At 45.8% G+C, this 14,848-nt stretch carries 10 protein-coding genes and 3 tRNA genes; all 13 read left to right on the plus strand.

Annotated elements, in window-relative coordinates; genetic code table 11:
* Positions 1 to 17 precede the first annotated feature (17 nt).
* The 13 genes from KE626_RS05030 to rpoC all read left to right on the plus strand — a co-directional run bounded on the left by KE626_RS05030 (position 18) and on the right by rpoC (position 14,830).
* Positions 18 to 89 (plus strand) — tRNA-Thr (locus KE626_RS05030).
* A 113-nt stretch (positions 90 to 202) separates the two neighbouring features.
* Positions 203 to 276 (plus strand) — tRNA-Lys (locus KE626_RS05035).
* A gap of 72 nt (positions 277 to 348) precedes the next feature.
* Positions 349 to 1,536 (plus strand): elongation factor Tu, encoded by a 1,188-nt coding sequence (gene tuf, locus KE626_RS05040; RefSeq protein ID WP_211971777.1) that lies wholly within the window; start codon positions 349 to 351, stop codon positions 1,534 to 1,536.
* Between the two features lie 103 nt (positions 1,537 to 1,639).
* Positions 1,640 to 1,710 (plus strand) — tRNA-Trp (locus tag KE626_RS05045).
* 110 nt (positions 1,711 to 1,820) lie between these two features.
* Positions 1,821 to 2,021: a preprotein translocase subunit SecE gene (secE, locus tag KE626_RS05050; protein WP_211971778.1), complete on the plus strand. Its 201-nt coding sequence runs from the start codon at positions 1,821 to 1,823 to the stop codon at positions 2,019 to 2,021.
* Complete coding sequence (nusG, locus tag KE626_RS05055; protein WP_089902937.1) at positions 2,022 to 2,588, plus strand: transcription termination/antitermination protein NusG; 567 nt, start codon at positions 2,022 to 2,024, stop codon at positions 2,586 to 2,588. It abuts the gene before it with no gap.
* A gap of 106 nt (positions 2,589 to 2,694) precedes the next feature.
* Complete coding sequence (locus KE626_RS05060; protein WP_211971779.1) at positions 2,695 to 3,891, plus strand: transglutaminase domain-containing protein; 1,197 nt, start codon at positions 2,695 to 2,697, stop codon at positions 3,889 to 3,891.
* Positions 3,892 to 4,112: 221 nt separating this feature from the next.
* Positions 4,113 to 4,556, plus strand: coding sequence for a 50S ribosomal protein L11 (rplK, locus tag KE626_RS05065; RefSeq protein WP_079470671.1), 444 nt, complete (start codon positions 4,113 to 4,115; stop codon positions 4,554 to 4,556).
* Between the two features lie 44 nt (positions 4,557 to 4,600).
* Positions 4,601 to 5,290 (plus strand): 50S ribosomal protein L1, encoded by a 690-nt coding sequence (gene rplA, locus KE626_RS05070; RefSeq protein WP_211971780.1) that lies wholly within the window; start codon positions 4,601 to 4,603, stop codon positions 5,288 to 5,290.
* Between the two features lie 58 nt (positions 5,291 to 5,348).
* Positions 5,349 to 5,876, plus strand: coding sequence for a 50S ribosomal protein L10 (rplJ, locus tag KE626_RS05075; protein WP_211971781.1), 528 nt, complete (start codon positions 5,349 to 5,351; stop codon positions 5,874 to 5,876).
* Between the two features lie 134 nt (positions 5,877 to 6,010).
* Positions 6,011 to 6,382 (plus strand): 50S ribosomal protein L7/L12, encoded by a 372-nt coding sequence (gene rplL, locus KE626_RS05080; RefSeq protein ID WP_211971782.1) that lies wholly within the window; start codon positions 6,011 to 6,013, stop codon positions 6,380 to 6,382.
* A gap of 218 nt (positions 6,383 to 6,600) precedes the next feature.
* Entirely contained in the window at positions 6,601 to 10,410 is a 3,810-nt protein-coding gene (rpoB, locus tag KE626_RS05085) for a DNA-directed RNA polymerase subunit beta (RefSeq protein ID WP_211971783.1), read from the plus strand.
* A 121-nt stretch (positions 10,411 to 10,531) separates the two neighbouring features.
* Positions 10,532 to 14,830 carry a DNA-directed RNA polymerase subunit beta' gene (rpoC, locus tag KE626_RS05090; protein WP_211971784.1) on the plus strand — a complete coding sequence of 1,433 codons (4,299 nt, stop codon included), beginning with the start codon at positions 10,532 to 10,534 and terminating at the stop codon, positions 14,828 to 14,830.
* Positions 14,831 to 14,848 lie beyond the last annotated feature (18 nt).

Genomic DNA, 14,848 nt, shown 5'->3' on the forward strand with positions numbered 1-14,848 from the left:
TTTAAGCAATTTTTCAAGCTGTTGTAGCTCAGGGGTAGAGCACTTCCTTGGTAAGGAAGAGGTCGAGAGTTCAATTCTCTTCAACAGCTCAATGAATTTTAGAAGAATAGTTGTAGTGAATTTTTAGTCGCCTCAACAAACTCCATAAAATTCGAATTTCGGAATTCGAATTTGTAAATTCCGCACTCCGAAATTAAAACTTAGCGTTGTAGCTCAATGGAAGAGCAACCCATTTTTATTTAGGGAAGGCCATGAGTTCAATTCTCATCAACGGTACAAGTTTGTAAAACCGTTTTTTTAAAACAACAATCAATACAATCTTTACAAACCATCTAAAAAGAAAATACAATGGCAAAAGAAACCTTCAAGCGGGATAAACCCCACGTAAACATTGGTACCATCGGCCACGTGGATCATGGTAAAACTACTTTGACTGCTGCCATTACCACAATTTTGGCAAATAAAGGTCTGGCAGAGAAGAGAGGATATGATGAGATCGATGCTGCTCCTGAAGAAAAAGAAAGAGGTATTACTATCAATACAGCTCACGTTGAGTATCAGACAGCTGCTCGTCACTACGCTCACGTTGACTGTCCTGGTCACGCGGATTATGTGAAGAATATGATCACTGGTGCTGCCCAGATGGACGGTGCTATCCTGGTGGTTGCTGCTACGGATGGTCCTATGCCACAAACCAGAGAGCACATCCTGCTGGCTCGCCAGGTAGGTGTACCTCGTATCGTGGTTTTCATGAACAAAGTTGACCTGGTAGACGATCCGGAACTGCTGGAACTGGTAGAAATCGAAATCCGTGATCTGCTGTCTTCTAACGGTTTTGACGGTGATAACGTTCCTGTAATCCAGGGTTCTGCAACCGGCGCTCTTGCTGGTGACGAAAAATGGGTAGGCGCTATCGACCAACTGATGGACGCTGTTGATACTTACATCCCACTGCCTCCACGTCCGGTTGATCAACCGTTCCTGATGTCAGTAGAAGATGTATTCTCTATCACAGGTCGTGGTACAGTTGCTACAGGTCGTATCGAACGCGGTCGCATCAAAGTTGGTGAGAACGTTGAAATCGTAGGTCTGCAGGAAGAACCACTGAAATCTACTTGTACTGGTGTTGAGATGTTCAAAAAACTCCTCGACGAAGGTGAAGCAGGTGATAACGCTGGTCTGTTGCTCCGCGGTATTGAGAAAACACAGATCCGTCGTGGTATGGTTATCTGCCAGCCAGGTACCATCACTCCGCACACTGAATTCAAATGCGAAGTATACGTACTGAGCAAAGAAGAAGGTGGCCGTCACACTCCGTTCTTCAACAAATACCGTCCTCAGTTCTACTTCCGTACTACTGACGTAACCGGTGAAGTTGAATTACCAGCAGGTGTTGAAATGGTTATGCCTGGTGATAACGTTAGTCTGACAGTTAAACTGATCCAGCCTATCGCTATGGATAAAGGTCTGAAGTTCGCTATCCGTGAAGGTGGTCGTACAGTAGGCGCTGGTCAGGTTACTGAAATCCTGAAGTAAGCAACTCAATAATATCAAAAAGCCATTAGCTTTGGCGATTAAATGTCAGAAAATTTATATAGATTTGCTGGCTGCTGAAAGCTTACTGCTAATGGCTTTATATACGGGTATGGTGCAACGGTAGCATACGGGTCTCCAAAACCTTTGATCTGGGTTCGAATCCTAGTACCCGTGCAAGGTTTAAATAAATAATTAAATGGTTGAATTGTTGTTATTACAAAATAAAACAAGTCAACCATTTTTTAGGCTTTAAACAATTGACCACAAATAGTTAACTTTACAGAATGAATAAGATCAGAAATTATTTCCGCGAGTCTTATCATGAATTGGTTTACAAGGTGTCCTGGCCTACCTGGCAAGAACTCCAGTCATCTACCATGATTGTGCTGATAGCAACAATATTTGTTACCGCGCTGGTTTGGGGTATGGATGCCGCTTCCAATTTCGTGTTAACACATTATTACGAATTATTCAAAGCTAAATAAATGGATGCAGCCAATCTCCCTGCTCAGGAAACAAAGTGGTATGTACTCCGCGTTGTTAGTGGCAAGGAAAAAAAAGTGAAGGAATACCTGGATATTGAAGTACGTCGCTCCGATTGGGGTAACGTAATCAGCCAGATCTTCCTGCCGGTGGAAAAAGTTTATAAAGTGCAGGCTGGTAAGAAAGTGATGCGCGAAAAGAACTTCTATCCCGGATATGTGATGATCGAAGCAGTAGATGGTAAAATGACCGATGAAGTGATACAGGCTATACGTAACGTATCCGGCGTTATCCATTTCCTCGGAAAGGAAAAACCTATCGCACTCCGTAAAGCAGAAGTAAATAAAATGTTAGGTAAAGTGGATGAACTGAGCGATCAGGGATTAACCATGAGCGAACCTTTCATTGTTGGCGAAACCATTAAGATTATCGATGGACCGTTTAACGACTTCAACGGGGTGATCGAAGAAGTAATTGAAGACAAGAAAAAACTGAAAGTGACTGTAAAAATCTTTGGCCGCGCTACACCGGTAGAGCTGAACTTTATGCAGGTAGAAAAGCTTTCATAGTTTCTTTTATAAACATCTTTATTGAAAAGCGTTCCGATTATCCGGAACGCTTTTTCTTGTTTTACGAATCGCGAATCACCAGGTTCTCCCTATATCAAGCTATATCATGAAATCAGTGATCTCTGTTTTGCTCGGCCTGCTGCTGTTTATACAGGTTGATGCACAGCCCGGCAAATCCGTTAAACCGACTACTACTGCAGCCATTGTACAAATCCCGGAAGCCGCGACCGGCTCACCGGAATCTATCGCCAAATGGCTGAAAGCACATACCAGCAATGCTATGGCGTTGCAGCAGGCGCTGTTCAACTGGATAGCCAATAACATCAGTTACGATGTGGATAATATAAACAGGCCAAACAGCTACCGGGATTCCACTGCAGCTATGCTTAATACCCTGCGCACCAGGAAGGGCCTTTGTACCGATTATGCCGTATTATATGCCCGGATATGCCGGGAGGCAGGCCTTAACGCCGTAGTGGTAACCGGTTATGGTTTACAGAATGATATGATGATCCCCACCGGATCGCATGACTGGGTGGTGGTGAAAAACGGATCGCAGTGGACCATTACAGATCCTACCTGGGGAGCCGGCGTTACAGACAATGGCCGGTTTACCCGGAAAATCAACTGGACCTGGTTCCAGGCCCTGCCACAGCTGGCGGTGAAAACGCATATGCCCTATGACCCGATGTGGCAGATGCTGGCATTTCCCCTGCGGCATGATGAGCTGAACAGCCAGGGATTTGCGGCAGCTGCGAGAAGACCGGTTTTCGCCTTTAGCGATACCCTGAATGCCTGGTCGCGGATGCCACGCCTGGAGCGCTTAAAGCTGGCAGCGGCGAGGATCAGGCGGTTTGGCGGCGGCGCCAATCCGTTTATTATGACAGAGCTGGACTGGATGGATCAGACCATTCAAGTATTGGCTTCCAACCAGGAAATAGAGGCCAGGAACAGGCGGGTAGACCGTTTTAACGAGATAAACCGCGACTATACAGCAGTAGTGAAGTTATATAATGAGTATGTGAGCTTCAAGAACAGCCGGTTTATGCCGGAGGTGAAGGATGAAGCGTTGAAGAAGATGATTGAGGGAATTGCCGGCCGGTTAAAGGCGGCAGAGCAATCGCTTGCCGGGATGGAGTTGCGGGATGATACGATCAGGCATAATATGGATGAGTTGTTACAGGCGATTACGGAGATGAAGGGAAAGGTGGAGAGCGAGCAGGCTTTCGTCAATAAATATATCAAAACTGAGAAGGGCAAACGAACGGAATTGTTTTATGTGCAAGTGGCGGAGAAATTGTAACTTTGCCCGCTTTGGATGATAAGGAATATTTCCGGGAAATGCAATGGATTTGTAAAAAAAATCCTTTCCAAAGCAAAAAGGATGCCCAAATTCAAATACTTTTTGACAATTTCGTAATAATATATACCTTTGCATCCCCTTTAAAAGGTTATTTTAGTTCCTTTTAGTTTTGGGAGTTCTCTGTTTAGCAGGGGACGTTTAACCAAATTAAATCAAAAAACATGGCAAAAGAGATCGCAACGTACGTGAAATTGCAGGTGAAAGGCGGCCAGGCCAATCCTGCACCTCCAATTGGTCCCGCACTGGGTTCCAAAGGTGTGAACATCATGGAGTTCTGCAAACAGTTCAATGCCCGCACCCAGGATAAAATGGGTAAAGTATTGCCTGTATTGCTGACTGTTTACACTGACAAATCTTTCGACTTCGTAATTAAAACTCCTCCGGCACCTGTACAGCTGCTGGAAGCTGCTAAATTACAGAGTGGTTCCAAAGAACCTAACCGTAACAAGGTGGGTAAAGTTTCCTGGGCTCAGGTAGAAGCTATTGCGCAAGACAAGATGGCTGACCTGAACTGCTTTACGCTGAACAGCGCTATGAAAATGGTAGCTGGTACTGCACGTAGCATGGGTATTACTGTTGATGGTAAAGCTCCTTGGGAAAACTAATTGTTTCACCCTGTTAAGGCAGGATCTTAAAATCATTTTGACAAATGGCAACTAAAAAGAGAAAAGTAGCTGACGCGAAGCTGGAAAAAAATAAGGTTTACAGCCTGAAAGAAGCTTCTACCTTGGTTAAAGATATTAACTGTACTAAATTCGACAGCTCTGTCGATTTACATATCCGCTTAGGCGTTGATCCTAAGAAAGCAGATCAGGCTATCCGTGGTTCCGTAACGCTTCCACACGGTACTGGTAAAACTAAAAGGGTTTTAGTGCTCTGCACCCCTGATAAAGAAGCTGCTGCGAAAGAAGCAGGTGCTGACTTCGTTGGTCTGGACGAATTTATCCAGAAAATCGAAGCTGGTTGGACTGAAGTTGATGTAATCGTAGCTACTCCTGCTGTAATGCCGAAAATCGGTAAACTGGGTAAGATCTTAGGTCCTCGTAACCTGATGCCAAACCCTAAGACCGGTACTGTTACAAACGACGTTGCAGCTGCAGTAAACGATGTTAAAGGCGGTAAAATCACTTTCAAGGTTGATAAAGCTGGTATCATCCACGCTTCTATTGGTCGTGTATCCTTTGCATCTGATAAAATTGAGCAGAACTCTCTGGAGCTGATCAATGCTATCATTAAGCTGAAACCGGCTACTGCAAAAGGTACTTACCTGAAAGGGCTGTCTATGGCAAGCACCATGAGTCCAGGTATTGTTATCGATACTAAATCTGTTCAAAACTAATTGATCACGAGTTGTAGCCGTTATCTGTAAAGATGGGGCTTGCTACAAACGTTATAATATGAATAAAGATCAAAAAAATGATGCGATCGAACTGCTGAAAAGTAAGTTCTCTCAATACAGCAACTTTTATGTCACTAATACCGAATCATTAACGGTAGCGCAGGTAAACGACCTGAGGAAAGTGTGCTTCGATAAGCAAGTGGAAATGAAGGTGGCAAAGAACACCCTGATCCGTAAGGCTTTAGAATCTCTGGATAGCGAAAAATATGCAGGTGTTTTTGACAGTCTGCATGGTGTAACTGCCCTGATGTTCTCTGACAGCCCTAAAGAGCCGGCTCTGATCATCTCTGCCTTCCGTAAGGCAAACGGTAAACTGGAAAAGCCAGTATTGAAAGCTGCATTTGTTGCTGACGAGGTTTTCGTAGGCGACAACCAGCTGACTGCGCTGACCAACATCAAGACCAAGAACGAGCTCATCGGCGAAGTTATCGGTCTGTTGCAATCTCCTGCAAAACGCGTTATCGCTGCTTTGCTGGAAAAAGGCAAGAAAGAAGAAGCTGGGGTGGAAGCACCTGCAGCAGAATAGCTATCAGCTGTTAGCCATTAGCTGTTAGTTTAACTGACTGCTAGGAGCTAAAAGCCAGAAGCTCGCAAAATTGGCTTCCAAGTCACAATATAATTAATAACAACATTACAAACATTACATTAAAACATTATAAAATGGCAGACGTAAAAGCATTAGCTGAACAATTAGTAGGTTTAACTGTTAAGGAAGTACAGGAACTCGCAGATGTACTGAAATCAGAATACGGTATCGAACCAGCTGCTGCTGCAGTTGTAGTAGCTGCAGGTGGTGGCGAAGCTGCTGCTGTTGAAGAAAAAACTGCCTTCAACGTAGTACTGAAAGCTGCTGGTGCAAGCAAACTGAACGTTGTTAAGATCGTTAAAGATCTGACCGGCTTAGGTCTGAAAGAAGCGAAAGAACTGGTTGACGGTGCGCCTAAAGCTATAAAAGAAGGCGTAAGCAAAGCTGAGGCTGAAGACCTGAAAGCTAAGCTGACTGAAGCTGGTGCTGAAGTTGAAATTCAGTAATTCTTTGCTTAAGTATACATCTTTTAAAGGTCAAAAGTGCTTTTGCACTTTTGGCCTTATTCCCTTTGGGAAAGTGTCTTTTTCAGAGAGTCAAAACGGGGAATCACTCTAAGGTGACTTTGACCACGCGCAGAAGGCATAAATAAATTGGGATGGTATTGGCAAAGAAATCTTAATTTCCCTAATTCTTACAAGTCATATAACTGCTAACTTCGAATATGTCTCTAAAAAAAGCCCAAACAAACGAAAGAGTAAATTTTGGAAAGATCAAACAAGTTACTGAGACACCGGATCTGTTGGCTATCCAAATCCAATCTTTCAAGGATTTCTTCCAATTAGAAACCACACCAGACAAGCGAAACAACGAAGGCCTTTTTAAAGTATTTAAAGAGAACTTCCCGATTACTGATACCAGAAATATCTTTAATCTGGAGTTCCTCGATTATTTCGTGGATCCTCCGCGTTATACCATCGAGGAGTGTATTGAGCGTGGGCTTACTTATTCCGTACCGTTGAAAGCGAAACTCCGCCTCAGCTGTAATGATGAGGAGCATGTGGATTTCCAGACGATTGTCCAGGATGTGTTTTTAGGAAACATTCCTTACATGACTCCGAGAGGTACTTTCGTTATTAATGGTGCTGAGCGCGTGGTTGTATCCCAACTGCATCGTTCACCTGGTGTTTTCTTTGGTCAATCTGTACATCCGAACGGAACCAAGATCTACTCTGCAAGAGTGATCCCGTTCAAGGGCGCATGGATGGAGTTTGCAACGGACATCAACAACGTGATGTACGCTTACATCGACCGTAAGAAGAAATTCCCGGTTACCACCCTGTTACGTGCCATCGGCTATGAAACAGACAAGGATATCCTGCAGCTGTTTGGCATGGCAGATGAAGTAAAAGCAGACAAAAAGAGTCTTGATAAATATGCCGGCAAGAAGCTGGCAGCCCGCGTTTTAAGAAGCTGGGTGGAAGACTTTGTGGATGAGGATACCGGTGAAGTGGTGAGCATCGAGCGTAATGAAATTATGCTGGAGCGTGATAGCATCCTGGATGAAGCGAATATCGAAACCATCGTAGACATGGGATTGAAAAGCGTTTTCGTTCAGAAAGAAGAGGTGAGCGGCGATTTCTCCATCATCTACAACACATTAAATAAGGATACATCTAACTCCGAGCTGGAAGCCGTTCAGCACATCTACCGCCAGTTGCGCGGTGCTGATGCGCCGGATGATGAAACCGCAAGGGGTATCATTGATAAACTGTTCTTCTCCGACAAGCGTTACGATCTTGGTGACGTTGGTCGTTATAAGATCAACAGAAAATTAGGTCTTCCTACACCGTTAGACATGAAGGTGCTGACGAAGGATGACATCATCTCCATCATCAAGTACCTGGTACAACTCACCAACGGTAAAGCGGAAATCGATGATATCGATCACCTGTCTAACCGTCGTGTACGTACTGTAGGCGAGCAGTTATATGCTCAGTTTGGTGTTGGTCTGGCACGTATGGCACGTACCATCCGTGAAAGAATGAACGTACGTGATAACGAGGTATTTACGCCGGTAGATCTGATCAACGCCAGGACTTTGTCTTCCGTGATCAACTCCTTCTTCGGTACTTCCCAGTTGTCACAGTTCCTGGATCAAACAAATCCGCTGTCTGAAATCACACACAAACGTCGTATCTCCGCACTCGGACCCGGTGGTTTGAGTCGTGAAAGAGCCGGCTTTGAGGTGCGTGACGTTCACTACAGCCACTATGGCCGTTTGTGTACCATTGAAACACCGGAAGGACCAAACATCGGTCTGATCTCCACCCTTTGCGTACACGCTAAGGTGAACGAGATGGGCTTCATTGAAACACCTTACCGTAAAGTAAGAGACGGTAAAGTAGATATGCATAAAGTGGAATTCCTGAGTGCTGAAGAGGAAGATTCTGTGAAGATTGCACAGGCGAACGCCCCACTGGATGATAAAGGACATTTTGTAAACGATAAAGTAAAATCCCGCGAAACCGGTGACTTCCCTATCCTCGACAGAGATGATGTGGAATTCATGGACGTGGCGCCTAACCAGATCGTAGGTTTGAGTGCATCGCTGATTCCGTTCCTGGAGCACGATGATGCCAACCGTGCGTTGATGGGATCAAACATGCAACGTCAGGCCGTGCCACTGCTGAATCCGGAAGTGCCTATCGTAGGTACCGGCCTGGAAGGCAAGGCAGCGCGCGACTCCCGTTTGCAGATCACCGCAGATGGTAATGGTGTGGTTGAATTCGTGGATGCAAATGAAATCCATGTTCGTTACGAAAGGGATGAAATGCAGAAACTGGTGAGCTTTGAAGACGATCTGATCGTTTACACACTGACCAAATTCGTTAAAACCAACCAGAGCACCTGTATCAACCTCAGACCTTGCGTTAAGAAAGGTCAGCGCGTTAAGGATGGCGACTTCCTCACAGAAGGTTATGCTACCCGCGGTGGTGAACTGGCGCTGGGACGCAACCTGAAGGTAGCGTTCATGCCATGGAAAGGTTACAACTTTGAGGATGCGATCGTAATCTCTGAGCGTGTTGCACGTGAGGATCTGTTTACATCTATCCACATCGATGAATATGAACTGGAAGTTCGTGACACCAAACTGGGTGAAGAAGAACTGACTCCGGATATTCCTAACGTAAGTGAAGAGGCTACCAAAGACCTTGACCAGAACGGTATTATCCGTGTTGGTGCACATATTAAGGAAGGCGATATCCTGATTGGTAAAATCACACCACGTGGTGAGTCTGATCCTTCTCCTGAAGAAAAACTGTTAAGAGCGATCTTCGGTGACAAGGCTTCCGATGCGAAAGATGCTTCCCTGAAAGCGCCTCCGTCAACAGAAGGTGTGGTAATTGACAAGAAATTGTTCAGCCGCGCGAAGAAAGACAAGAACTCCAAAACCCGTGAGAAAGCAGCGATTGAGAAGCTGGAGAAAATCCACCAGAAGAATGCGGAAGATCTGCTGGAAGTGCTGATGAGCAAATTGCTGGTATTACTGAAGGATAAAACTTCCCAGGGTATTACCAACACTTACGGTGAAGTATTGATCTCCAAGGGTTCCAAGTTCTCTCCGAAGAACCTGGTAAATATTGACTTCATGAACGTAAACCCACTGGGCTGGACAACAGACGAGGTGGTGAACGATCAGATCAATACCCTGTTGCATAACTATAACATCAAGTTCAACGAAGAGCTGGGTCGTTACAAACGTGAGAAATTCAACATCTCTATCGGTGATGAGTTACCAGCGGGCGTACTGAAACTGGCGAAGGTTTACCTGGCCAGCAAGCGTAAGTTGAAAGTGGGTGATAAGATGGCGGGACGTCACGGTAACAAGGGTATCGTTGCCAAGATTGTGCGTGATGAAGACATGCCTTTCCTGGAAGATGGTACACCACTGGATATCGTACTGAACCCACTCGGGGTACCTTCCCGTATGAACCTCGGACAGATCTACGAAACCGTATTAGGTTGGGCTGGTCTGAAACTGGGCGTACGTTTTGCGACACCGATCTTTGACGGTGCTACTACGGAAGAAATTGCCGGTTATATCAACGAAGCAGGTTTACCTAGCTTTGGTCACGCTTACCTGCATGACGGTGAAACGGGCGACCGCTTCCACCAGAAAGCAACCGTGGGTGTTATCTATATGCTTAAACTGAGCCACATGGTGGATGATAAGATGCACGCCCGTTCTATTGGACCGTACAGTCTCATTACCCAACAGCCGCTGGGTGGTAAAGCCCAGTTTGGTGGTCAGCGTTTTGGTGAGATGGAGGTGTGGGCACTGGAAGCATATGGTGCATCCAACATCCTGCAGGAACTCCTTACCATTAAATCAGATGATATCGTTGGTCGTGCCAAGGCATATGAATCTATCGTTAAGGGCGATAACATACCGAAAGCCGGTGTGCCTGAGTCCTTCAACGTATTGATCCATGAATTGCGTGGTCTGGGTCTGGATCTGAAATTTGACTAAGAGCTTTTAGCTACCAGCCATTAGCAGCAGTGCTAATGGCTGATAGCTTGGATATTTCGCAGGAATAAAATTTTTGTCGCTGGCTTATCACCAACGGCTAACAGCTAAAAGCTAATAACAGATGGCTATCAAGAAAGAAAATCGTCCTAAATCAAATTTTAACAGTATTACCATCAGTCTGGCTTCTCCGGATGTTATCCTGGAGCGTTCATACGGTGAGGTGCTGAAACCTGAAACCATCAACTACCGTACTTACAAACCGGAACGTGATGGTTTATTCTGCGAAAGAATATTCGGGCCTGTAAAGGATTACGAATGCTATTGCGGAAAATACAAACGTATCCGTTATAAGGGTATTGTGTGTGATCGTTGTGGTGTTGAGGTAACGGAGAAGAAAGTACGTCGTGAAAGAATGGGTCACATTCGTTTAGTGGTGCCCGTTGTACATATATGGTATTTCAAATCCCTGCCTAACAAGATCGGTTACCTGCTTGGAATGTCTTCCAAGAAACTGGAAACCATCGTTTACTATGAAAGATACGTAGTAATCCAGGCGGGTATGAAACAGGAGAAAGGTATGAACTATGGTGACCTGCTCACTGAAGAAGAATACCTGGATATCCTGGATACTTTACCAAAAGACAATCAGCTGTTACCGGATGAAGATCCTAACAAGTTTATTGCCAAGATGGGTGCTGAAGCGGTAGAAATGATGCTGGCCCGTATTGACCTGGACAGCCTTTCCTATCAGCTGCGTAACCAGGCAGCTACTGAAACTTCCCAGCAACGTAAAGCGGAAGCGCTGAAACGTCTGAGCGTGGTGGAAGCTTTCCGTGAAGCCAATGGTCGTGTAGAAAACCGTCCTGAATGGATGGTAATGCAATATATTCCTGTGGTACCACCGGAACTGCGTCCGTTAGTTCCATTGGATGGTGGCCGTTTCGCGTCTTCCGACCTGAACGACCTTTACCGCAGGGTAATTATCCGTAATAACCGCCTGAAACGTTTGATCGAAATTAAGGCGCCTGAGGTGATCCTTCGTAACGAAAAACGTATGCTGCAGGAAGCGGTGGATTCCCTGTTCGACAACTCCCGTAAATCCAACGCGGTAAAAGCGGAAGGTGGTCGTGCACTGAAATCACTGTCAGACGTACTGAAAGGTAAACAAGGTCGTTTCCGTCAGAACCTCCTCGGTAAACGTGTGGATTATTCCGGACGTTCTGTAATCGTGGTAGGACCTGAACTGAAACTGCATGAGTGTGGTTTGCCCAAGGATATGGCGGCTGAGTTATTCAAACCGTTTATTATCCGTAAGCTGATTGAAAGAGGTATCGTTAAAACCGTGAAATCAGCGAAGAAGCTGGTAGATCGTAAAGAAGCGGTGGTTTGGGATATCCTGGAAAACGTACTGAAAGGTCACCCGGTTATGTTAAACCGTGCTCCGACCCTTCACCGTTTGTCTATACAGGCTTTCCAGCCTAAACTGGTGGAAGGTAAAGCGATACAGTTGCACCCGCTCGTGTGTTCTGCGTTCAACGCGGATTTCGATGGTGACCAGATGGCGGTACACGTGCCTTTGAGCAACGCTGCAATCCTGGAAGCCCAACTGCTGATGCTGTCTTCCCACAACATCCTCAACCCGCAGAATGGTACGCCTATCACCCTGCCTTCACAGGACATGGTGCTTGGTTTGTATTACATTACCAAGGGTAAGAAAACAATGGGTGATGTAGTGGTAAGGGGAGAAGGTAAAGCTTTCTACTCTGCTGAGGAAGTAATCATTGCATTGAATGAAGATCGTATCGACCTGCATGCTCACATCCGTGTTAAAGCTGATGTAAGAAATGCAAATGGCGAGCTGGAAAGAAAACTGATCGAGACTACTGTAGGCCGCGTACTGTTCAACCAGTTCGTTCCTAAAGCAGCCGGTTATGTAAATGCCCTGCTGACCAAGAAGTCGCTGCGTGAAATCATCGGTGATATCATTAAAGCAACCAACATCCCGCAAACAGCCAAGTTCCTGGATGACATCAAACAATTAGGATTCCGCATGGCATTCCGCGGTGGTCTGTCATTTAACATTAATGACCTGATCATCCCGGATGTTAAGCAGGATATGATTGACGGAGCTTCCAGTGAAGTGGATGAAGTTTGGGATAACTATAACATGGGTCTGATCACCAACAACGAACGTTACAACCAGATCATTGATATCTGGTCACGTGTGGATACGAAGGTGACAGAAACCCTGATCCGTGAGCTGGCAACAGACAAGCAAGGATTCAACTCTGTATACATGATGTTGGATTCCGGTGCCCGTGGTTCCAAGCAACAGATCAAGCAGCTGGCTGGTATCAGGGGGCTGATGGCCAAGCCGCGTAAGAGTGGATCTACCGGTTCCGAGATCATCGAAAACCCGGTATTGTCCAACTTTAAAGATGGTTTGAACGTATTGGAATACTTCATCTCTACGCACGGTGCCCGTAAGGGTCTTGCGGATACGGCGTTGAAAACGGCGGATGCGGGTTACCTGACCCGTCGTCTGGTAGACGTTGCGCAGGATGTGGTAATTAACGAGGAAGATTGCGGCACACTCCGTGGTATTGCAACTTCTGCGTTAAAAGATAATGAAGAAGTGATTGAAACACTGTATGACCGTATTCTTGGCCGTACTTCCCTGCACGATGTATTTGATCCTCATAACGATGATGAACTGATCGTAGCAGCGGGTGCTGAAATCACTGAAGAAATTGCACACAGAATTGAAGAAAGTGCCATTGAAACCGTAGAAATCCGCTCCGTACTGACTTGCGAAAGCCGTCGTGGTGTGTGTGTGAAATGTTATGGTAAAAACCTGGCCAGCGGTTATACTGCACAGAGAGGTGATGCCGTGGGTATCATCGCTGCACAGTCAATCGGTGAGCCTGGTACACAGTTGACACTGCGTACCTTCCACGTGGGTGGTGTGGCCGGTTCTACTTCCGTTGAATCCGGTATGCCAGCTAAGTTTGATGGTACCGTACAATTCGATGGCTTACGTACTACCACCTATGAAAACAACACAGGTGATAAAGTACAGATCGTTATCGGTCGTACCGGTGAGTTGCGTATCATGGACGTGAAAAATGATCGTCTGCTGGTAACCAACAACATCCCTTACGGTTCTACCTTGTTGGTGAAAGACGGACAGAAAGTAACCAAAGGTGATATGCTCTGTACCTGGGATCCGTTCAATGCGGTTATCGTGTCTGAAATCCCCGGTAGCATTCGTTTCGATAGCATCATAGAAGGTATCACCTTCCGTGAAGAAGCAGACGAACAAACAGGTCACCGTGAGAAAGTGGTAATTGAAACAAAAGACAAGAATAAGATCCCGTCTATCTTCGTAGAAGGTAATAAAGAAGTGAAATCATACAACTTACCGGTTGGTTCCCACATCGTGATCTCCGAAGGAGATAAGGTGAGAGCAGGTCAGGTAATTGTGAAGATCCCACGTATTATCGGTAAACTGAGAGATATCACGGGTGGTCTGCCACGTGTAACCGAGCTCTTTGAAGCCCGTAACCCAAGCAACCCTGCTATCGTTTCTGAAATTGATGGTGTAGTTGCATTTGGTAACATCAAACGTGGTAACCGCGAAATCATCATCGAAAGCCGTGAAGGTCAGATCAAGAAATACCTGGTGCCATTAACACGTCATATCCTGGTACAGGACGGTGACTTCGTGAAGGCCGGTACTTCCCTCTCCGACGGTTCTACTACGCCTGCGGATATCCTGTCTATCAAAGGACCGTTTGCCGTACAGGAATACCTGGTAAATGAAATCCAGGAAGTATACCGTTTACAGGGTGTGAAGATCAACGACAAGCACATTGAGGTGATCGTTCGTCAGATGATGCGTAAAGTAAACATCGAAGATCCGGGCGATACCCGCTTCCTCGAAGGTGATACTGAAGACAGGTTTGACTTCTTTGAAGAAAACGATATGATCTTCGATAAGAAGGTGGTAACAGAGGCTGGTGAATCCGCTAACCTGAAAGCCGGTCAGATAGTGACCCTGCGCCAGGTTCGTGAAGAAAACTCCCTGTTGCGTCGTGCCGATAAGAAACTGGTAGAATTCCGCGATGCACAACCGGCTACTTCAAGTCCGTTGCTGCAGGGTATTACCAAGGCGTCTCTCGGTACCCGCAGCTGGATCTCTGCTGCATCGTTCCAGGAAACCACTAAAGTACTGTCACAGGCTGCAATCAACGGTAAAACCGATGATATGATGGGTCTGAAGGAGAATGTGATCACAGGTCACCTGATCCCTGCCGGTACCGGTTTACGTGAGTTTGAAAACATGATCGTAGGTTCTAAGGAAGAATACGACATCCTGGCCTCTTCCAAGGAAGTGTTCCAGTTTGATGAAGAAGAATAGTTTTCACAGATATTGATA

The sequence above is a fragment of the Chitinophaga hostae genome, assembly GCF_018224885.1.
Taxonomy (GTDB): domain Bacteria; phylum Bacteroidota; class Bacteroidia; order Chitinophagales; family Chitinophagaceae; genus Chitinophaga; species Chitinophaga hostae.